The 22,160-nt window shown below is 36.4% G+C and carries 19 protein-coding genes and 1 riboswitch; of the genes, 7 read left to right on the forward strand and 12 right to left on the reverse strand.

Translation table 11 applies throughout. The annotated features are described in order from the left end of the window. Positions 1-3 precede the first annotated feature (3 nt). Positions 4-1,893, forward strand: coding sequence for a nitric oxide reductase activation protein NorD (locus tag N9R04_RS02380; protein WP_262854831.1), 1,890 nt, complete (start codon positions 4-6; stop codon positions 1,891-1,893). A gap of 125 nt (positions 1,894-2,018) precedes the next feature. Continuing rightward, positions 2,019-3,359, forward strand: a complete 1,341-nt coding sequence (brnQ3, locus tag N9R04_RS02385) for a branched-chain amino acid-like transporter carrier protein BrnQ3 (protein WP_262854837.1) — start codon at positions 2,019-2,021, stop codon at positions 3,357-3,359. Between the two features lie 411 nt (positions 3,360-3,770). Here the strand turns inward: brnQ3 and N9R04_RS02390 are convergent, their stop codons facing one another. From N9R04_RS02390 to N9R04_RS02400, 3 genes are read right to left on the reverse strand one after another with little or no spacing between them, the layout of a single operon-like run. Further along, positions 3,771-4,913, reverse strand: coding sequence for a toxic anion resistance protein (locus tag N9R04_RS02390; RefSeq protein ID WP_262854842.1), 1,143 nt, complete (start codon positions 4,911-4,913; stop codon positions 3,771-3,773). A 3-nt stretch (positions 4,914-4,916) separates the two neighbouring features. Continuing rightward, positions 4,917-5,552: a 5-bromo-4-chloroindolyl phosphate hydrolysis family protein gene (locus N9R04_RS02395; RefSeq protein ID WP_262854847.1), complete on the reverse strand. Its 636-nt coding sequence runs from the start codon at positions 5,550-5,552 to the stop codon at positions 4,917-4,919. 13 nt (positions 5,553-5,565) lie between these two features. Further along, on the reverse strand, positions 5,566-5,835 hold the full coding sequence (locus tag N9R04_RS02400) for an acylphosphatase (protein ID WP_262854851.1): 270 nt from the start codon (positions 5,833-5,835) through the stop codon (positions 5,566-5,568). Positions 5,836-6,157: 322 nt separating this feature from the next. On the opposite strand from N9R04_RS02400, the gene msaA reads away from it, so the two are divergent. Together msaA and cspA are read left to right on the forward strand one after the other, a co-directional pair. Further along, positions 6,158-6,466 (forward strand): regulatory protein MsaA, encoded by a 309-nt coding sequence (msaA, locus tag N9R04_RS02405; RefSeq protein WP_262854864.1) that lies wholly within the window; start codon positions 6,158-6,160, stop codon positions 6,464-6,466. A gap of 180 nt (positions 6,467-6,646) precedes the next feature. Next, on the forward strand, positions 6,647-6,847 hold the full coding sequence (gene cspA / locus N9R04_RS02410) for a cold shock protein CspA (RefSeq protein ID WP_001831260.1): 201 nt from the start codon (positions 6,647-6,649) through the stop codon (positions 6,845-6,847). A gap of 623 nt (positions 6,848-7,470) precedes the next feature. On the opposite strand, the gene lysA is transcribed toward cspA, so the two are convergent. The 9 genes from lysA to N9R04_RS02455 all read right to left on the reverse strand — a co-directional run bounded on the left by lysA (position 7,471) and on the right by N9R04_RS02455 (position 18,271). After that, entirely contained in the window at positions 7,471-8,736 is a 1,266-nt protein-coding gene (lysA, locus tag N9R04_RS02415; RefSeq protein WP_262854875.1) for a diaminopimelate decarboxylase, read from the reverse strand. A 3-nt stretch (positions 8,737-8,739) separates the two neighbouring features. Beyond that, positions 8,740-9,810 carry an alanine racemase gene (locus N9R04_RS02420; protein WP_262854882.1) on the reverse strand — a complete coding sequence of 357 codons (1,071 nt, stop codon included), beginning with the start codon at positions 9,808-9,810 and terminating at the stop codon, positions 8,740-8,742. Next, complete coding sequence (locus tag N9R04_RS02425; protein WP_262854888.1) at positions 9,807-10,964, reverse strand: M20 metallopeptidase family protein; 1,158 nt, start codon at positions 10,962-10,964, stop codon at positions 9,807-9,809. Before N9R04_RS02425 ends, N9R04_RS02420 begins: the two co-directional genes overlap by 4 nt. A gap of 183 nt (positions 10,965-11,147) precedes the next feature. Continuing rightward, on the reverse strand, positions 11,148-11,867 hold the full coding sequence (gene dapD / locus N9R04_RS02430) for a 2,3,4,5-tetrahydropyridine-2,6-dicarboxylate N-acetyltransferase (protein ID WP_262854894.1): 720 nt from the start codon (positions 11,865-11,867) through the stop codon (positions 11,148-11,150). A 22-nt stretch (positions 11,868-11,889) separates the two neighbouring features. Beyond that, positions 11,890-12,612, reverse strand: coding sequence for a 4-hydroxy-tetrahydrodipicolinate reductase (gene dapB / locus N9R04_RS02435; protein WP_262854909.1), 723 nt, complete (start codon positions 12,610-12,612; stop codon positions 11,890-11,892). Beyond that, complete coding sequence (dapA, locus tag N9R04_RS02440) at positions 12,612-13,496, reverse strand: 4-hydroxy-tetrahydrodipicolinate synthase (RefSeq protein WP_262854915.1); 885 nt, start codon at positions 13,494-13,496, stop codon at positions 12,612-12,614. The genes dapB and dapA overlap by 1 nt, the downstream gene beginning before the upstream one ends. A gap of 37 nt (positions 13,497-13,533) precedes the next feature. Continuing rightward, entirely contained in the window at positions 13,534-14,517 is a 984-nt protein-coding gene (locus N9R04_RS02445; protein ID WP_262854920.1) for an aspartate-semialdehyde dehydrogenase, read from the reverse strand. Between the two features lie 17 nt (positions 14,518-14,534). Then, a complete protein-coding gene (locus N9R04_RS02450) occupies positions 14,535-15,737 on the reverse strand; it encodes an aspartate kinase (protein WP_262854921.1) in 1,203 nt (400 codons plus the stop codon). A gap of 83 nt (positions 15,738-15,820) precedes the next feature. Continuing rightward, positions 15,821-15,999, reverse strand: a riboswitch (Lysine riboswitch). 655 nt (positions 16,000-16,654) lie between these two features. After that, positions 16,655-18,271, reverse strand: a complete 1,617-nt coding sequence (locus N9R04_RS02455) for an ABC-F family ATP-binding cassette domain-containing protein (protein ID WP_262854922.1) — start codon at positions 18,269-18,271, stop codon at positions 16,655-16,657. A gap of 151 nt (positions 18,272-18,422) precedes the next feature. Between N9R04_RS02455 and N9R04_RS02460 the strand changes: the two genes are divergently transcribed. From N9R04_RS02460 to pstC, 3 genes are all read left to right on the forward strand, one after another. Then, positions 18,423-19,325 carry a CvfB family protein gene (locus N9R04_RS02460; RefSeq protein WP_262854923.1) on the forward strand — a complete coding sequence of 301 codons (903 nt, stop codon included), beginning with the start codon at positions 18,423-18,425 and terminating at the stop codon, positions 19,323-19,325. Between the two features lie 652 nt (positions 19,326-19,977). Continuing rightward, positions 19,978-20,958 (forward strand): PstS family phosphate ABC transporter substrate-binding protein, encoded by a 981-nt coding sequence (locus N9R04_RS02465; protein WP_262854924.1) that lies wholly within the window; start codon positions 19,978-19,980, stop codon positions 20,956-20,958. Between the two features lie 271 nt (positions 20,959-21,229). Beyond that, on the forward strand, positions 21,230-22,159 hold the full coding sequence (gene pstC / locus N9R04_RS02470; protein ID WP_262854925.1) for a phosphate ABC transporter permease subunit PstC: 930 nt from the start codon (positions 21,230-21,232) through the stop codon (positions 22,157-22,159). Position 22,160 lies beyond the last annotated feature (1 nt).

The following is a 22,160-nucleotide window of genomic DNA, read 5'->3' on the forward strand; positions in this document are numbered from 1 at the left end:
ATAATGAGTGACCGTTTTATCATGTTTAATGACGAACAACTTGATGCTCAGAAAGTGATGATGCTGCAAGACTTAACAAGGCTTCTACTTAAGAATAAAGATACACAAGTTAAAATTCAGAAATTCCCTTATTATAATCCAATTGAGAATATACTGATCACAAGTTCATTCTGGGCTCATCGACCTCAAGAAATTGAGAATACGGGGCTTAAAACCGACGTCATGCTTGCAGCTTACAGTTATCAGTTAATGGATAATACTATCGTCCATTCTGTAATTAACGATAGTACCTTTAATCACGATAAACTGTATCAACAAATATTCAAGATGTTTGAAGATCAGCGTATACTTCAATATATACAGCGTGACAGACCGAGCACTAAGAAAGCGATAACTCTACGAAATCAAGTTCGGTTAAATTATAATGAATCACAAATTAAAGTTTACCAAACTAAAACTACCTTTACTGACTTATTCTTTTTACATCTAGAACACTCGATCCTTAAACAAGACTTTTTCGACGTCCCTGATATCCATCCTGCTCTGACAGACGTAATTATTAATATGTATCAATATCTTCCTGATTTCTTTAATATTGCTACTTCTGAAGATAGTAAATTGTTAGCAGATCGCATTATGTTTCAGATTGATGATTTACTCCAAGAAGATATGTTAAATGAGTACTACCATATACCCAATAAACTTTATAATGACTTACATGAATATCATTTAGCAGATATTAAAAGAACAGACCAAAGCAATACGACTCACCAAAATGATGAAACCCAAGATGAACTCGTGAGTGAGGATATGGAAGCAAAATCTCAAGATAGCGAGTCTCAAGGCGGTTCTTATTTAGAAATGGAACTTCATGAAGGTGAAAATAGTGAGGCGATATCAGATGAGGACTCAGTTAGAGAAGGGGATACAAGTGATGAGATAACTGATATTGCTTCAAAAAAAGGTAAAGGTAGTGAACAAACCCTCGAGTTAGAGGAGGGAGGACACACAGGACAATTCAATCATTTTGAATTAAAAGGTATTAACAAAAATGTTTCTATAGAATGGAATAAACCATCAATAAAACCGGGATATTCTGATCAGTACCGTGATTTAAAGAACAACGTCCAATTTGAGATCAAAGATTTAATACAGATCATTAAGAAAACGATTGATCGAGAATACCAATCAGAAAGAAACAATCTTATGAAAGGGCGACTACAAAGTAATTTAATTAATTGGTTTACTGATGACCCATATAAAATGTTCTATAAAAAGCAAGACTTAAGCCGCACATTTGATGCGACATTCACGTTACTCATCGATGCTTCCGCAAGCATGCAAGATAAGATGGAGGAAACAAAAAAAGGAGTCGTTTTATTTCACGAAACTTTAAAATCATTAAATATTAAACATGAAATATTAGCTTTCAACGAAGATGCCTTTAATGCTGATGAACGAGAACAACCTACTATTATAGATGAAATAATAAATTATCAACGTTCTACTAATAAAGGTGAAGGTCATCGAATTATAGCGATGGAACCGCAAGATGATAATAGAGATGGAGTTGCTATCCGTATAGCTAGTGAGCGATTACTCCAACGTAGTCATAAACAACGCTTTCTCATCATCTTTTCTGATGGAGAACCTTCAGCTTTTAATTATAGTCAAGACGGCATTTTAGATACTTACGAAGCAGTTGAAAAAGCCCGTAAAATGAATATCGAAATTTTTAATGTATTTTTAAGTCAAGAACCTATTACAGAAGCTATAGAACAAACTATTTATAATATCTACGGTCATTATGCTTTATTCGTAGAAGGGGTAGAGAAACTACCTAGTCATTTATCTCCATTGTTAAAAAAATTGCTATTGAAATCATTTTTATAAAATAATGTTGATAAAATCAATTATACATTCTGTTTTTAAATATTCTGAAATTTTAATAGACTATTCTACTTTTTCATGATAGAATATGAAATATTCTAAATGGTTTCGATAGAAGGAGTTCTTGCATGAATAAGAATACATGGATTATAGGTTTTACATTATTTGCAATGTTTTTTGGGGCGGGTAATCTTATATTTCCTCCTCAATTAGGTCTAAATAGTGGCCCTTATTTTTGGCCTTCAATCACAGCATTCGCTCTTACTGGTATCGGTTTACCGTTACTAGCAGTTATAATAGGGGCCATTGATAAACAAGGTTACATAGGAGCCCTCAATAAGATATCACCTAAATTTTCAGTGGGATTTCTCATAGTTATTTACTTAACTATCGGCCCACTTTTTGCTATACCAAGAACAGCTTCTACCTCATTTGAGATGACGGTGACTCCTATAACGCATACTAATAGTAATATTGCATTATTTATATTTACTATCATATATTTTCTTGTAGTGCTTTATTTATGTCTTAACCCTAATAAGATGGTAGATAGAGTAGGGGCTTTACTTACTCCGCTGTTATTAATCACCATAGTAGCGCTTATTATTAAAGGATTTATTGACTTTGGAAGTAATACGCATAGTCAACCTAGCAGTGATTATGTTTCAAATATTGCAGGTTTTTCCAAAGGATTTACAGAGGGTTACTTGACTATGGATGCTATAGCAGCATTAGCGTTCTCAATGATAGTAGTTAACGCCGTAAAAGCTACTGGTGTCAAACATGCAGACAATATATTTAAACAAACAGCTATAGCAGGTTTAATGGCTGCCGTAGGTCTAATCTTTATATACATTTGTATCGGTTACATCGGCAATCATATGGAAGTATCGCCTTCTCAACTTAAAGAATTAAATTCTAAAGATCAAAATATCGGCACTTATTTGCTAACTACGATGGCAACGAACGGCTTTGGCGTGTTCGGTAAATACTTATTAGGTATTATAGTAGCATTAGCTTGCTTAACTACCGGCTGTGGTTTAACAGTATCTGTTTCTGAATATTTTCATCGCATCATGCCGTTTATTTCATATAAATCGTATGTACTTATATTTACGCTGTTAGGTTTTATACTTGCTAACTTAGGGCTCAACTCGGTTATCAAAATGTCTGAACCCGTCCTGATGATTATTTACCCGTTAGCAATAACGGTTGTTCTATTAATACCTATTGCTAGACTGATACCGACTAAACCATTTGTACAACGCTTTACTTTGCTCATAGTCGGCGTAGTTTCAATTATCAGTGTAATACATTCAGAAGGCTGGTTGACAATAAAAGTTATAGATTATTTACCCTTAAAACAATACTCATTAGAGTGGTTGCCCATAGCGATATTAGCAGTAGTGATAGGCTATATTATTTCAATCTTTATAAGAGAACAACCTGTTCACTACGACAAAGAGTAAGGTTGTGAAGTGAGAGGGGAGCGGGACAGAAATCTAATTTGAATAAAAAGATTTCGTAGTCCCGCCCCGGCAAGGATGACTAGAATTGAAAAAAGCTTGATACAAGCGCGTTTTCAAATCAGTCATCTACTGCCGAAATGTTGAAGAGGCTGGGATTTATGTCCCAGCCTCTTTCTCTCTAGTCAAAGACCATTATGTCCCGCTCCCCTCATAACACCGATAAACACTAATATTAAAAAACTCCCTTCAAAATAACATTGGCTTAATGTAACTTTTGAAGGGAGTTTATTTTTGTTACTAGTATCTAATGATTCAATTTTATATTGAAAATATAATCAACTTAATAAGGTATCTCAGCTATTATAAATTGGTATGACTTATAGAACTCACAAACAGTATTTGAATAAATATTTAATTTTCGGGACTTCCATTTCTAGAAGCAAGTAAATGTTGTTTTAACTCGTTTTCTAATCCAACGAGTTCTTTTTCCGCTTGTTGGCGTTTCGCTCGTCCTTCCGCTTGAATTTGAAGGGTCTGCTCAACAGTTTCGATGATGTCTTTTTGTGTCGTCTTGAGCGTATCTAAATCAACTACTCCGCGCTCGTTTTCACGTGCCGTATCAACAGCATTTTGCTTGAGCATTGAAGCATTTGTTCTCAAGAGATCATTCGTTGTATCAGTAACTGCTTTTTGAGCAGAGACTGCATTGCGTTGTCGCATCAAGGTGAGCGCTATAGACATTTGATTCTTCCAAAGGGGTATGCTCGTTAAAATAGAACTTTGAATTTTTTCAGCGAGCGCTTGATTTACATTTTGAATCATTCGTATTTGCGGCGCTGTTTGAAGCGCAATCTGCCTAGATAATTGTAAATCGTAAATACGCTTGCTTAAGCGTTCGGAGAATTGTTCTACATCTGCAACATGTTGAATATCCATTTGATTGCCAGAAGCTTGAGCTTTATGGCGCAGATCCGGAAGGGTAGTTTGATCTATCTCTCTTTGCTTCTGTTGCGCAGCGGCAATAAATAACGAAAGTTCGTCAAAATACTTTTTATTTAGATCATATAGGTCATCCAACAACCCAATATCTTTTTTCAAGTTACCTTTATGCTTATCTAACTCTATAGCAATACGATCTATTTGAGTCCCGACAGATTGCATTCGAGAAACAATCTCGTTAACGGATGCTTTAGTTCTTTTAAACAGTCGCTTTAACTTTGATTGATTTTCAGCATTGAGATCTTCTGGATTAACTGATTTTAACTTTTTCATTAATCCGTTTAAAGAATCTCCAACTGGCCCGACATCACTCGTTTTAACTTCATTTAAGATATGATGTGAAAAGTTAGACATATCAGTTTGCGCTTCTGCACCAAAGTTGAGTAACGAATCATGATCCATCGGTGTTATATCATTAGAGAGCTGTTCAATACGCTTCTTATCTTCCGCTGAAAAATGATGAGTTTGAGCAAATTTATCTGATGATAGTGGATTTTCATCTTCTAGAAAATGATCTAAAGGATGTGAATTCGTTATATCATTGTAATTTGGCATATACTACGCTCCATTCTTATTATTATAACGTTTTTGCTCCATGCGATTAACTTCCATCTCTATATCGAGTGCTCTATAATCTTCATCATTTATTCTTCTTAAATCTGCAATTAACGTACGTTTAACTTCATCGAGTGTAATTCTAGTTTGGACTAATTGCTGCTTTACATCCTTAGTTTTTTTAGGAGACTTAGTTAGACGTGTATAAGCTTCTATTAAATTTAAAGCATTTTCTACATGAGAGTAGAAAAATCCTTCTACAATGAAGAATCTTGATGGTTGCTGTTTAACAGCAAAGTAAATAGCCCGTGATATACGATATATCTCACTCACCTGTTTAAAATCCTTAATAGATCTAACATTGATAAATGCTTTAAATATGCGTCGAATTTTATCATTAGCATCATTTAATTGGTGTCGTACATAACGATAGTCTCTTCGAGATAAACCTATCTCTCTTAAATATTTTCTCGAAGATAATCGCTGAGTAGGGAAATAAACTATTCCAAAAGTGGCGATGGAGATAAGTACATCAAAAATATAATCAATATTTAATGAGAAAATACTTATAGCACACGCAATGAATGCAACTGGAAATGCAAGCATCATACCCAAAATACGTGAAATGTTATATCTCAATAGTCCTCTTCCTTTATATTGTCTTGAATTTTTGTAAGCTATGATCTACGTCAACATCTTCGACATCATATGATTCAACTTTAGAAGCAGGAGACGCACCGTTTTTCACTTCATTTATGAATTGCTCTAAACTTTGCGCCTCTCCTTGAGCATATATCTCTACATAATCTTCAACGTTTTGGACTGTTCCAACGAGACTATACTTTTTAGCTATCTTTTGCGTATAATAACGAAAACCAACTCCTTGAACAGTGCCATAAACTTTCATATGTTTACGTTCCATTTCAATCACCTCATATAATTATTATACGAAATTTTAAAGTGCAAAACTAATATTTAACTTATAATCTTATACTCACATCGGTCAAAAGTATGAGTCATAAAACTTGATTTATAAAGCTTCAAAATATTATAGTTAGCATGTTACTGAGAAGCAGTAATAATACAAAGGATAATTCATAATTCAAATAAATTTAACTTGATACTAATCCTAAGTTGACAAAAGAGATACGCTTACGTATCAGTAAAGATACTGACTGAAATTAAAAATTTACTCTCATGAATAACGAGATTTACGGCATATAACTGAAAGGATGAATTATTAAATGTGGACAGTTACAAAGATCAGAGCTGATTATGAAGGTTGGTGGCTTTTTAGTGACTGGACAGATTGCATAACAGATTGTCATCAGTATCATACATATGAAAAAATGTTGGAAGCTTATCAAAAACTAATAGACGATGCGAAATCATATTATGACAATTATGTGGTGGGGAAGTATAATATTTATGCTTTCTACAATAACTGTGACCTCGGTTTCTGCGAGGATTGTGGGGAAGACTTACAAATCTTTTATAGTTTCATAGTATTAAATAATAATGAGGTATTTTATAATCTACCCATTTTAGAATAAACCCTTTTTTGATAATTGTATTGCAATTTACCTTTCTTTAACGTATACTGGTAATCAAGCAATATAATTATTCCATATTGCAAAGAATATTGTAATATCAGTTTGACTGTGAAACCGTATTTTTTGTAATATGCGAATAACGCATATTGATTGAATTTTAGTCTTGGAGGTTTCACAGATATGAAACAAGGTACAGTTAAATGGTTTAACGCTGAAAAAGGTTTTGGTTTTATCGAAGTAGAAGGTGAAAACGACGTATTCGTACACTTCTCTGCAATTAACCAAGAAGGATACAAATCATTAGAAGAAGGTCAATCAGTTGAATTTGAAGTAGTTGAAGGCGACCGTGGCCCACAAGCTGCAAACGTTGTTAAACTATAATTTATAGATTAATACACAATTGACACAAAAAAGAACCTGGCAACAGGTTCTTTTTTTGTATACGAGGTTGAGACATAAAGTCTTTGTGCTCCGGGAAATCAAGTAACATTGTGCCAAAAGTAGGATTGTCAACAGAAACTTCTCACGATTCGGGAGTGAGACAGAAACCTAATTTGAATAATAAGATTTCGTAGTCCCGCCTCGGCAAAGATGACTAGAATTGAAAAAAGCTTGATACAAGCGCGTTTTCAAATCAGTCATCTACTGCCGAGATGTTGAAGGGAGCGGGACAGAAATCTAATTTAAACAAAAAAGATTTCGTAGTCCCGCCCCGGCAAAGATGACTAGAATTGAAAAAAGCTTGATACAAGCGCATTTTCAAATCAGTCATCTACTGCCAAGATGCTGAGACGGCACCCTAGGAAAGCGAGCCAATAATACGAAGTACGGAATATGAAGAAGCACTCAGATGAAATGAATTAAATCATCTGAGTGCTATTTTTTTAGGATTTATATCCCAGTCTTCGGCTTCGCTTTTATTGGACCGCCCCAACTCGCTGTTCAAATCCTAAACGCTTGTGCCCCGACCTCTTGTATACTCTATAATTCCATTTTCTCGCTTTCTATTTTGTATCATTAATGATAAGTTGACGAAGCGATTGACGTTTAATCACTTCTCTTGCCTTACCATCCTTTAAGAAGTACACAGGTGGTTTCTGCATTTGATTGTAATTCGACGCCATAGAATAATGGTAAGCTCCAGTCGAAAGAATTGCGAGGTAATCTCCTCTCTTGATAGATGAAGGTAGTTTAGCATTTTTTATAATTATATCTCCTGATTCGCAAAGCTTGCCAGCTACTGTCACTGTTTCATCCGCTTCTTCCTGACGGTTTACTAATAATGCCTCATATTCTGCACCGTAAAGAGCTGTACGGATATGTTCACTCATACCCCCATCTACTGCAACATATTTATTAACTCCCGGTATCTCTTTTATTGTACCGACTTCATATAAAGTTATTCCAGCTTCACCGACAATCGAACGACCTGGCTCAACACCTATTTCTGGTACAGGATAATCAGCTTCTTTAGAAATTTGCTTAATTGCATCAGTTATTTTTTTAATCCCTTCTTCAATAGGGAAGCTAGTATCATTTTCAGTATATTTAATACTGAAACCACCTCCCAAATTGATTAAAGAAACGTTGATATCATTATCACTTAACCAGCGAATAACTAACTTAGCTGTCTCTATCATAGCTTCAGTACCTTCGATTTGGGAACCTATGTGAAAATGCACGCCTTTAAGATTAAGTTTATCACTTTCATGTATTTGATCGATAGCTTCCTTAGCTAAACCGTGTTTAATTGATAAGCCGAATTTACTATCTTCTTGACCAGTTTGGATGAATTCATGGGTATGCGCTTCAACACCTGGGTTGAGACGCACGACGACATCTACAGATTCACTAGCATACTTATTGATGAGATCAATTTCTTCAAGAGTATCTATTACAAAGTAACCCACCTTGTTCTCTAAGGCATACTGAATTTCTTTTTTCGTTTTGTTATTACCGTGAAAATGAATGCGTGATGGATCGATTCCAGCTGCTAGGGCAGTATACAGTTCTCCTTCTGAAACAACATCTAATTGTAACTCTTCCTCTTCTACCAATTTAACCATCTGTATACAAGTAAAGGCTTTGGAGGCATAAGAGATATTATAGTTTAAACCACTTTTCTTAAACGCTTCATGGTAACGACGCATTTGATGGCGTATTTCGTCCTCATCATAGACAAAAGCAGGTGTACCAAGGCTTTGAGCAAGCGTCTTTAAACTTGTACCTCCCATAGTTAATTCGCCAAAATCATTATATTGAACAGACATATATTATCGTATCTCCTTTATAAGTGAATGGTGGTTAAGCGCACTGAGTTGTTCTGAATTAGCGCCCACACCTTTAAATGTAAATTCATCTACTCTGATATCATTATTATATAGTATAACTTCGTCTTCTGCATTGACTGACTCATCTACTTCCACAAACATATGACTCATCATTAAAGCACGAATCGGGTAACGTTTACCATTAATTAAAGCTTCATGTTGAGCTCGAGACTTTAATAAACCATCACCATAGCCTATATCAACAACAGCGAGTAAAGTGTGATCGTGTTGTGCTTGAAAAGCAAAACTATAACCACAATAGTCTCCTTTATTAACTTCTCTCACTTGTATGACCTGAGCCTTAACTGTTAAAGATTGCGTGATCTTCTCTTCATCTAAAAAGTTATAAGGGCGTGAACCATACAATGCAATTCCTATCCTTGCATGAGTATGATAGGGGAGGAGACCATCTTCTCTATAGTAACTCGCACTATTTTGCGCATGAATCATGCCGAAGTGATAACCTTCACTTAACAGTTCTTCCACGATAGATATCCACGCTTGGCGCTCTATATTATATTCTTCTACCTCGAATTCATCAGCATAACCAAAATGTGTCCAGAGCCCCGTAATAATCATCTTCTCTTTACTATTATTAGCGTGATCTATTAACATCTCTCTAATTGCGTCTAATGTTCTAAAGCCAGAACGATGAAGTAAATTCTCATATTCTATATGTACTTGGATACCTTGTAAGTCGTTTTTATATCTATAATAATATTCGAGTGAAGGTAATGTCATTTGTATTCTATACTCTCTTACAGCATCGAAGTCATACACAGCATTCATTAAAAATATAGTTGCCTCAGGGCAGAGCTCTCTAATGCGTTTGGCTTCATGTAAAGATGTAGTACTAAAGTGCTGAATACCCGCTTCTTGAAAAGCTTTAACGGCAAAATCTAACCCATAATGGTAAGCGTTGTTTTTCACCACAGCCATGAGAGGATTATGACCTTTAACTGTCCGTGCATTTTTGATAAAAGTTTCCCGATCTAGTGACCAAACTGCTGTCATTTTGAAACCACCTTTTCATACCCAAATAGTAATTGTTCATAATAGTCAGCTATGCGAATCAATACCTCTTCGCTAAAGTTCAATGTAGAGGTATGAAGACCTGTTACAAATCCCTTACTTTCATCGCGCGTGCCTACAAAGACGAAGTAGCTAGGAGCGAGTTGGCTGTAGAAACTAAAGTCTTCCCCAAATAAATAGGGGGTACGCTTTTCCTCAATATTAAAGCGAGCATTATCTAGTGCTTCTGTAACGTGTTTTCTTAATTGAACTGCGTTATAAGTAGGGGGGTAACCTTCTTCAAATTTCACTTCACAATTTACGTTAAATAAAAGCTTTACACTTGCCGCAATCTTTTCCATTTGTTCTTTAACAGTTTCTAGATCGTTGGCATCATAAGTTCGTATTGTGCCTTCTAAGTATCCATGACTAGGTACTGTGTTAATTGCTTCACCTGCTTCAAAACGTCCCATATGCACGATATTGCGCTTTAAACCGTTCAAATGAAATTGTTGAATTTGTGATACTTGAGCAAGAATGTGTTGAAGCGCTTCACCAGCAGAATGCCCCTGTTCTTTATTAGCTACATGACTAGATAGACCCTTCAAAAAGAATCGATATTCTGTCGCACTTGCTGTAATTTCTTCATCACGTAAAGCGACAGTACCTTCGTCAACGAATGGCATCACGTGCACTCCAAAGATAGCCTCGATATCATAAGAATTAAATGCACCAGCTTTGATGAGACGATTAGCGCCGCCACCAGTTTCCTCTGCAGGTTGGAATATAAATATCACATTTTGTGGCAACTTGTTCTCTTTTTTTAACTCGCTACAACGTTTCGCAAACAACATTAAAGCGGTCGTGTGACCATCGTGACCACATGCGTGCATAACATTATCAATTTGACTGCGATACTCAATGTCATTCTCTTCAAAGATAGGTAATGCATCTATGTCAGCTCTAAATGCGATCGTGTGATTGCCATTGCCTTCAAGATAGCCTATAACGCCTGTTTCTAAAGGTCTTTCGAATGGAATATTTAATGATTTCAGAAATTGAATAATATACTCAGTCGTCTTAAATTCATGTAAACTGAGTTCTGGATAAGAGTGTAAATGGCGTCGATGTTGCGTCACGAATTCGAGTTCGTTCATAATATCATTTCCTTTTAAAATTAGTTATGTATGAGGAGGGAGGCAAATAGATTAGCTAATAATTTATCCGCTCCCTAAAGAGAGATTAAATGTAATAAATAGGGGAGCGGGACTGTAATGAGTGATTACTATAAATCGACTCGTCCCGCTCAAGATAAATATATAGTGAATTATTAGCGTTGATTAATCATTTAACTTTCTTAATGCTGAAACGATCTCACGTTTAGAATCATCTACCTCAGATGACTGCTTGATCACTTTAGCAGGTGTACCCGCAACTACTGCTCCAGCCGGTACATCTTGAGTAACAATAGCTCCAGCAGCGACAATTGCACCTTCACCGACTGTAACACCTTCTAAAACGACTGCATTCGCACCGATAAGCACATTATCCTCAATGACTACCGGAGATGCACTAGGGGGTTCAATAACTCCTGCTAGCACGGCCCCAGCACCTACATGAACATTCTTACCAGTCGTAGCTCTACCGCCCAAGGTTGCATTCATATCAATCATCGTTCCTTCGCCAACAACCGCACCGATATTGATTGTCGCTCCCATCATAACGACTGCGCCATCCTCAATAATAGCTTGTTCACGAATGAACGCACCTGGTTCTATACGAGCGTTCGTATCAGTTAAATCTTTAAGCGGTATAGCCGAATTGCGACGATCCATTTCGATCTCAAGGTCTTGTATAAGATCTTGATGTGAGTCATAGAATTCTTTCCAATCTGCTGCTTCGCAGAAAATAACTTTTGAATCTTCGCCACCGAAAACTTTAAAAGTATGAGGGAATGAAAGATCTTTAAAGTTTCCATTCACATAAACTTTTAATGGTGTAGATTTTTTTGAATCACTAATATATTGAATAATTTCTTCTGCCGATAAATGTTGAGCCATTTTATATCATCTCCTTAATTTATTATAAGTTATCGAAAGTATAGTAACCTGCTTCTTTCTCAATTAGTTTCTGCGCAGCTCCTAAAGCGCCATTAGCAAATATATCTTTTGACTGTGCTTTGTGAGTTAGTTCGATCGTTTCGTCAGTACCTGCGAAAAGAACATTATGTTCACCAACTATAGTGCCACCTCGAACCGCATGGATACCTATCTCATTAGTGCTACGCTTGTTTATTTGCTCGTGACGGTCATATACAGGTTCGATATCTTTTCTCAGTTGATCAATCACATCATATAGCTTTACTAAAGTTCCACTCGGTGCATCTACTTTTTTATTATGGTGGGCCTCTGTCAATTCAATATCAAAGTCTTCTAAGAAAGGGACTGCAGTTTCTAATATCTTAGTTAGTACATGGATACCATAACTCATGTTAGCACTGAAAAAGACAGGTATCTGAGTGCTTAACGCTTCAAGTTTTTGAACGATGCGTTCTTTCTCACCCGTAGTAGCTACAACTAATGGTTTGTCAAAGTTCTCATCTAGTAAGGGTAGTAACAACTCCGGGTTAGAAAAATCTATGACAACATCAGCATCCGTTGCGTCAGAAATACGGTTATAGATAGGGTAGGGATATGTTTTCGAATGATCAGGTACGATGAGTCCAACTATTTCATGTCCCGCTTCTTCGGCAAGTCTTGCTACGCGTTCATTCATCGCTCCGTAACCAATGAGTAGAATCTTCATTATAAATCACCTGCTTGATAACTTTTATATGCCGCTTCAAGCGCTTGACGCTCTTTTTCAGGTAGCGGTACTAAAGGCAATCTCACCTCATACTGACCAAATCCTTTATAAGCAGTCAGTACTTTAACTGGAATAGGATTGACATCAACAGAATTAGCCTCTAACAGTTTACTGATAGGTTTGAAAGCCTCTTCAATATCTTCACCCCGTTGTTTAGCATCGTATATATCTTGAAATTCTCCAGGTATAACGTTAGCAATTACAGAGATGACTCCGTGACCACCACGATTATAAAATTCTACTACGTTATCGTCATTGCCGCTAAGCAATGCGAAGTTGTCCGTATCAACTCGTTCTTTCACTTCTTCAAAGTAATCAAAATCATTAGTAGCATCTTTGAGAGCTACAATGTATTCATTGTGGCTTAACTTCTCAACTGTTTCTGGGTCAATAGACATGTTCGTGCGAGATGGTACATTGTAAAGTACAATTGGAAGTTGTGCTGCATTAGCTATTTGAGTAAAGTGCTCAACTAAACCACGTTGATTGGTCTTATTATAATATGGAGTGATTAACATCAGACCATCTGCACCTAGCTCTTTAGCTCTCTTTGAAGCTGCGATAGATTGTTGAGTATTATTAGTTCCAGTGCCAGCTATCACAGGTACTTTACCGTCGACTAAACTAACTACTTGTCGCAATACATTTTCTTTTTCTTCAGTAGTCAATGTCGGGCTTTCAGCAGTAGTACCATTAACGATAATAGATTGAATGTTATTTTCCAGAAGATAATTAACATGTTGTTCTAGTGCGTCATAATCCACCTCATCATTCGTAAAGGGAGTAGTTAAAGCTACACCTACACCATTAAATATATGTGTCATTTTGGATTTCTCCTTTCTACAAAGAATAGTTCTTAGCTTATTGTCTTAATTCTAAGACTTGCTCTAATACTTGTACTGCATTAAGTGCTGCACCTTTTAGCAAGTTGTCAGAGGTACACCACACATGGAACGTATTATCTAACGTGTCATCACGACGAATACGCCCAACAAAAATTTCATCCTTACCTGTCGAATTAATCGGCAGGGGATATTCATTATTTTCCGGTCTGTCTACTAGTACTACTCGGTCGTCTTGTTCAAATAGCTCTTGTAAACGCGTTACGCTGGCTTCTTCTTTCAAGCTCACGCTCATGTGCACACTATGACTGTCTTGTACAGGTACTCTCACACATGTTGCTGTCACTTTAAGATTTTCATTATTAAGAATTTTCTTAGTTTCATCGATCATTTTTTGTTCTTCTTTGGTGTACCCATCTTCTAAGAAGACATCTATATGAGGTAAGACATTGTTATAAATAGGGTGGGGGTAGGCCTCAAGTTCTTTACCGTTAGCTCCCTCTTCTAAATCCCTTTTACCTTTAACTCCTGAGCCTGAAACCGCTTGATAAGTCGTATAGGCAACCCTTTTTAACCCATAATGTTCATCTAAAATCTTAAGAGGAACAACTGATTGTATAGTAGAGCAATTAGGGTTGGCTATAATATTTCTCTTAAATTCAGGTTCATTTACTTCCGGTACAATTAAATCTATATCTTCATTCATACGCCATTGACTCGAGTTATCAATCACAGTAGCTCCCGCTCGTTCAAAAATAGGAGCAAATCGTTGGCTCGTACTTCCACCAGCACTCATCAATACGTAATCAAAAGGTTCTTGTGCTCTTTCTTCTGTTAATTCTTGTACTGTATAAGTACGCCCTTGAAAAGCTACTTCTTGTCCTGCTGAACGTGCAGAGGAAAATAAAACTAATTCATCTACAGGAACTTTTTTTCTATCGAGCGTTTCTAACATTTTAGTTCCAACTAGTCCTGTCGCTCCTACAACTGCTAATTTTGTCATCTTTAACACTCCATTTTTCAAATATTAAATGCTTCGGACAATCTCGCTACAGCCTCATCACCATGTTCTGCATCTATAACGCAAGAAATGCTGATCTCGGAGGTAGTCGTTTGATAGAAAGGTATATCGTTTTCAATTAAAGTAATGAATGCCTTTGAAGCTACACCAGAGATATCTCTCATTCCAGATCCAATAAGCGAGATTTTGACATATTCTTCGTTGATTTTATAATCTAAAGCTTTAAACTCTTGACATAAAGAATCTAATATACCATTAATTTGCCCTAAATCGGAATCCTTAATCGTAAACGACATCTGTAATCCTTCAATATTAATTATCTGTGATATCATATCCACATTAACTGAGCCTTTGTCTAATTTATTAAATAACGCAGTTAAGAGGTGATTATCTGGAAGGGGATGGCTAACTGTGATGTGCAACATATTCTTATCGAGCGCTACCCCTGTCACAGCTTTCTTCTCTAATAGTTCTGACCGGGTCATAATCCATGTTCCTTTCTTATTAGATAATGTTCTTCCTAAGTAGATCGGAATATTATAATTTTTAGCAATTTCTACACTTCTTGTTTCAAGTACACCTGCTCCTAAGGCGCTCATTTCCATCATTTCTTCAAAGGAAACGTATTCTAATCTTTTAGCACCTTTATATATTCGAGGGTCCGTGCTGTAAACACCTTCAACATCAGTATAAATTTCACATGGTATTTGATTGCTAGCAGCTAAAGCAACAGCCGTAGTATCAGAACCACCTCGTCCAAGCGTCGTTATTTCATCATCATCGTTTATACCTTGGAAGCCCGCAACCACGAGGACATCATTCGTTTGAAATGACCGCTCAAATAGCTCAGGTTTAATGTTAGCTATTCTGCTCTTTAAATGGTGCCCGACTGTTTTAATTCCAGCTTGATAGCCAGTCATCGCTTTAGCTTTAACCCCGATGTCATTGAGTACCATTGATAAGTAAGAAACGGTTTGTTGTTCTCCAGTAGTTAATAGGAGGGCTAGCTCTTGTTCTTTAGGTGCCGTGGTTAAATGATTGACGTTAGCCATCAATTCATCAGTCGTTTTGCCCATAGCACTTACTACTACAATTAATTGTTGCCCATCAGCGACACGGCGCTTCAACATTTCAGCAATGTTTTTAATTTTGTGAAAATCACTTACCGAAGAACCTCCAAATTTCAAGACACTTCTTCTCAATTTTGACATCCTCCTCAAGACTGGGAGAATCACAGTAATAAAAAAAGAGCAAATTCGGAATGCGAACTTGCCCTTAATCTATATACAAGTGATGCACTCCATTATTTAGAAATAATGACAGACTTATCGCTCTTAACAATTAAGTCCAATAGTGAGGCTCTGCTAAACTTCACTATTTCGGCATCGCACCCTTTTAATGTTAGCTATTAGCAGATAGAAAATTCTAACATTTACTAATGATTGATGCTCCTCATCTTTAATTATAGTATTTTGATATGATTTTATTATACATAGAGGTCAACACTCTGTAAACCGTAAATTTAACTCTAATCAAAAAAATCTGAAAATAATGTACATAATTAAATTTATTTCAATATAAGTGTAAAAAGAAATTGAATTATTTAAATCGCATTTCAAAAATATGGTTAAAGCGATTCATCTAAAATACTGCCTATGACTTCTTATCCATCCTAGAAGTAATTATCAATAGACTAGATTTACAGTTATATTTTATCACCCCTACAGGTCTTAGATCACCAGTAGGGGCTATAGAATGAAATAGGGGGATACTTCAAATCAGAGATTGGGATAAAAGCGTCGAGCATTTGAGGAGGGGCCCCAACAAAGAGAAACTGGGACATAAAGGTCTTTGACTAGAGAGAAAGAGGCTGGGACATAATGTAATGTCTCAACCTCTTTCAGCATCTTGGCAGTAGATGACTGATTTGAAAATGCGCTTGTATCAAGCTTTTTTCAATTCTAGTCATCCTTGCCAGGGCGGGACTACGAAATCTTTTTATTCAAACTAGATTTCTGTCCCGCTCCCTTAATTCTATCCACTTTTATACGCCAACCTAAACAACATCCTAACGTAAGTTAAATGGAGTTTGAGCTTATGGCGCTAGGTCAATCAAAAGTTAATTCTGGCCAGCACCTTTTATGACACCAATTTCTTCTAGATATTCACTATATGGCACTTCTTTAGACACAGCACCGGGTTGATCTATATCAATGACACGATTCGCAATCGTGTTAACGAACTCGAAATCATGTGAAGTAAAGATAATTGAGCCTTTGAAGTTTTTCAATCCTTCATTTACAGACGTAATACTTTCAAGATCTAAATGATTCGTCGGTTCATCAAGAAGAAGTACATTGGCATTTGAAAGCATCATTTTACTTAACATACAACGTACTTTTTCGCCCCCTGAAAGAACGCTTGCTTTTTTCTTAACTTCTTCACCACTGAATAACATTCGCCCTAAGAAACCGCGTAGAAATGTTTCAGTTTGTTCGTCTTCTGGCGCGTACTGTCTGAGCCAATCGACGAGGTTCATATCTACTCCGTCGAAATAGGCTGAATTATCTTTAGGGAAATAGCTACGAGACGTAGTGACACCCCATTTAACAGAGCCTTCATCAGGTTCCATTTCTCCTGCGAGGATTTTTAAAAGGGCAGTCTTAGCTATTTCACTCTTACCGATGAGTACCGCTTTATCATTAGGATTCATAGTAAACGAAATATCATCTAATACTTTTTCGCCGTCAATAGTCTTCGATACGTTATTCACAAATAATAAATCGTTTCCTATTTCTCTTTCAGGAGTAAAACGCACAAATGGGTAACGTCTTGAAGATGGTTGAATATCTTCAAGTTCAATTTTTTCAAGTTGCTTTTTACGACTAGTAGCTTGTTTAGATTTAGAAGCATTAGCTGAAAAGCGTGCGATGAAGTCCTGTAATTCTTTAATCTTTTCTTCTTTTTTCTTATTTTGTTCTTGAGCCATTTTCATAGCTAACTGACTGGATTGGTACCAAAAGTCATAATTTCCGACATAAACTTTGATCTTACCGTAATCGAGGTCTGCTATGTGAGTGCAGACATTATTCAAGAAATGTCTATCGTGTGAAACGACGATGACAGTATTTTCAAAGTTAATTAAGAAATCTTCCAACCAATTGATAGCGGGTATATCTAAGCCGTTTGTAGGCTCATCAAGTAGTAGTACATCTGGATCTCCAAATAAGCTTTGGGCAAGTAATACTTTGACTTTTTGATTATTTTCTAACTCAGACATCTTTTTATCATGTAACTCAGCTGGTATACCTAGACCCGATAAGAGTGAGCCCGCGTCCGCTTCGGCGTTCCAACCATTCATTTCAGCAAACTCGCCTTCTAATTCTGCAGCGCGTATGCCATCTTCATCACTGAAGTCTGGTTTCATATAAATTTCGTCTTTTTCTTTCATAACTTGATAAAGCTTTTCATGACCTTGGATAACCACATCAATAACTTTGTAATCCTCATAGGCAAAGTGATCCTGTTTGAGTATGGCTAAGCGTTCATCTTTTCCCATAGATACATGCCCAGTTTGTGCATCTATCTCACCTGATAATATCTTTAAGAACGTCGATTTACCTGCACCATTAGCGCCGATTAATCCGTAACAGTTTCCTTCAGTAAATTTAATATTTACATCTTCAAATAATTTACGATCACCAAAGCGCAAGCTCACATCTGAAACTTGTAACATGACATAACTCCTTTACGTTTTTGTAACGGACAAATTATAACATATAATAGGTACTTCTTCGATAATCAAGAAAGCTTCTATCATGACTTTACTGCTGCTCAGTTTAAACAATGTTATAATAGTACTGATAACTTGTGCAAAGGAGAATAGTATGGCACAGAATGAAAACGAAATCGCAGGTACGATAGAATTTCTCGAAGTCGTAGATACTGAACAATCGACTTATATTTTACGAGGCCCAAACGATGAAGTGGTAAAGCTCAACCCTTCTGAAATCAGTGAGGATGATGAGCTTATAGTAGGCGAGGAATATAGTTTCTTTGTCTATCCGAATCGATCAGGTCACTTATTTGCGACACAGAACATGCCTGATATTACAAGAGATAAATATGACTTTGTTAAAGTCCTCAAAACCGATAGAGAAGGTGCTTACGTAGATGTGGGTTTACCTCGCGAAGTGCTCATCCCATGGGAAGATCTTCCACGTATTAAGACGCTCTGGCCAAAGCAAGGAGATCAAGTGTTAGTCACTTTGCGAATTGATAGCCAAAGACAAATGTTTGCACGTTTAGCCTCTGAAACAATAGTTGAACGTATGTATACACCCGTATTCGATGACTCTTATCACAATAGCATAGTAGAAGCGCGCCCATATCGCTTGCTCAGAGTAGGTTCATTCTTATTATCTAAAGAGGGACATAAAATATTCGTTCACCAATCTGAAAGGAAGAGCGAACCAAGATTAGGTGAACTTATCGAAGTTCGTATTATTGGACACAATGATAAAGGAGAGCTTAATGGTTCCTTCCTCCCGCTTGCTCATGAACGTTTAGACGATGATGGCCAGATTATATTTGATTTACTAGTTGAATACGATGGAGAATTACCTTTCTGGGATAAATCAAGTCCAGAAGCTATCCGAGAGGTCTTTAATATGAGCAAAGGTGCTTTTAAACGTGCAATTGGCCACCTCTATAAACGAAAGATTATTTCAATTGAAACAGGTAAGATATTATTAACTAAAAAGGGGTGGAGTTATTCAGAAGATAACTAAACGTTCTGAAGCAAATGAAAGATTAACAGAACGCTTCGTTTAGAACACTTCTTCTCCACTTCGAGAGATGAATAAAAGTTATGTATTGTAAAGAGGTCATTCGAGGTTGAGTACGTGAACCTCTTAAATATAACAATTTACAATGCCGGCAATTTAGTCACGCTTACTTAGAGATCGTAACTTTAATGATGAAAGTCATCTTTAGTTGGGAGCGGGACAGAAATCTAATTTGAACAAAAAGATTTCGTAGTCCCGCCCCGGCAAGGATGACTAGAATTGAAAAAGCTTGATACAAGCGCGTTTTCAAATCAGTCATCTACTGCCGAGATGTTAAAGAGGCTGAGACATTATATTATGTCCCAGCCTCTTTCTCTCTAGTCAAAGACCATTATGTCCCGGTTGTGCTCAAATCTTTAGTACTTTTGTTTCAACCTAGTCCTGATCAGTAAGCTTTTCCACTCTGTTCTTCCTCTTATAAAGAAATACTGTCTTCATATCTCGATATTAAACTTCCCTAAACTACTCATCAATATTTCGAAGTCCACACTATCTTAACCTAATCTTTACATTAGATCTATTTTTAATTAATAAACTACCTGTAAGATACTAAGTGACATAACTTAATAGATAAATTTTTTAGGAGGATGTCTGAATGAAAAAATGGCAATCTATTGGTACAACAATTATCGGTGCCTCTTTACTACTTGGAGCTTGTGGTGGTGGCAATGCTAACTCTGGAGATGATAGCAGCTCTAGTAAAGTCAAAGGCGATGGTTCATCAACGGTAGGTCCTATTATTGAGAAGTTAAATGAAAAGTTCTCTAAAAAACATGACGATATAACTGTTTCCTCAGGAACTGCTGGTACTGGTGGCGGCTTTGATAAATTCATCGCTGGTAATACAGATTTCTCTAATGCTTCAAGACCTATTAAAGATGAAGAAAAGAAAAAACTACAAGATAAAAATATAAAATATAATGAGTACAAAATTGCTCAAGATGGGGTAACAATAGCAATTAACAAAGATAATGACTTCGTTCATACTCTATCGAAAGATCAGTTAAAAGATATCTTCTCTGGTAAAGACAAAACTTGGAAAGATGTTAATTCTAAATGGCCAGATAAGAAGATTAAAGCATTCTCTCCTGACCAATCACATGGTACATATGACTTCTTTACTGAAGAAGTCATGAACGGCGGAGATATTAAAGCAGATAAGAACGCTGATACTAATACTATTGTTAAATCAGTTAAAAATAATGATCAAGGTATTGGTTACTTCGGTTACAACTTCTACGAACAAAATAAAGACAAGTTAAAAGAAGTTAAGATCAAAGATAACGATGGTAAAGTGTCTGAACCAACTAAGAAAACGATTCAAGACGGCTCATATGCTTTAAGCAGACCGCTCTTTATCTATACAAATAATAAGAAATTAGAAAATAATAAAGGGTTCCAAAAATTCATGAAGTTCGTCTTAAATGATCAAGGTAAGTCAGCTGAGAAAGCTGGATTCGTAGCACTACCTAACAAAGATTATAAAGATGAAAAACACGATTTAGACCAATTTATCAAAAAACATTCTAAAAACGATAAAAAAGACAATAAAGATAAAAAAGATGATAAAAAATAATGTTTATTAATTAGATTGGGAGAGGTTGAATCCTAGTCGAATAGTGACATGATTCAACCTCATTAAAGGGAGAGGGACAGAAATCTAATTTGAACAAAAAGATTTCGTAGTCCCGCCCCGGCAAGGATGACTAGAATTGAAAAAAGCTTGATACAAGCGCGTTTTCAAATCAGTCATCTACTGCCGAGAGGATGAAGAGGCTGGGATTCATGTCCCAGCCTCTTCCCAATCTTCTTAATTTATTGGGAGCTTATAAGAAAGAAGGGATGATATGACAACGACGAATTTAAAAGTGAATGAAAGGATTGCTCAAAATCAAAACAAAAAGTCATTCAAAAGCGATAAAATCGCTCCAGTCATTTTAGCTATTATCGCTCTAATATCTATTTTAACCACTATAGGTATACTTGTTACTCTTTTGACAGAAACAATTACTTTTTTTACAAGGGTGCCTATCACTGAATTCTTGTTTTCAATGGAGTGGTCTCCATTCGGATCGAAACCTTCTTATGGAATTTGGGCACTCGTCTTGGGAACGCTTAAGATAACTGTCATTGCAGCTTTGATAGCCGTACCAATAGGGCTAGGCGCTGCTGTTTATTTGAGTGAATATGCGTCACCTATGGCTAAGAAGATAATTAAGCCTACACTCGAACTATTATCGGGTATACCGACAATAGTTTTTGGCTTCTTCGCGCTCACTTTTGTGACGCCACTATTGAGAAGTATCTTTCCTGCTATTAATAGTTTTAACTCTATTAGTCCCGGTATTGTAGTGGGCATAATGATCATTCCATTAATCTCAAGTATGAGTGAAGATGCAATGTCTTCGGTCCCTAACAAGGTAAGAGAGGGCGCTTTAGGTATGGGTGCCACTAAGTTTGAAGTCGCTAGGAAGGTGATCATGCCAGCTGCTACTTCAGGTATTATGGCTTCCATCGTTCTCGCGATATCGCGTGCTATAGGAGAAACGATGATCGTTTCATTAGCTGCTGGTAGTACTCCTAATTCATCTTTAGATTTAACTAATTCTATTCAAACTATGACTGGTTATATCGTGCAAGTGGCTACTGGCGATGCAACATTTGGTTCTACTACTTATTACAGTATATATGCCGTAGGGTTCACGCTCTTCTTATTTACCATCATCATGAATTTAGTATCACATTGGATCACGCGTCGTTATAGAGAGGAGTATTAAG

The sequence above is a fragment of the Staphylococcus marylandisciuri genome, from assembly GCF_025519785.1.
Lineage (GTDB): Bacteria > Bacillota > Bacilli > Staphylococcales > Staphylococcaceae > Staphylococcus > Staphylococcus marylandisciuri.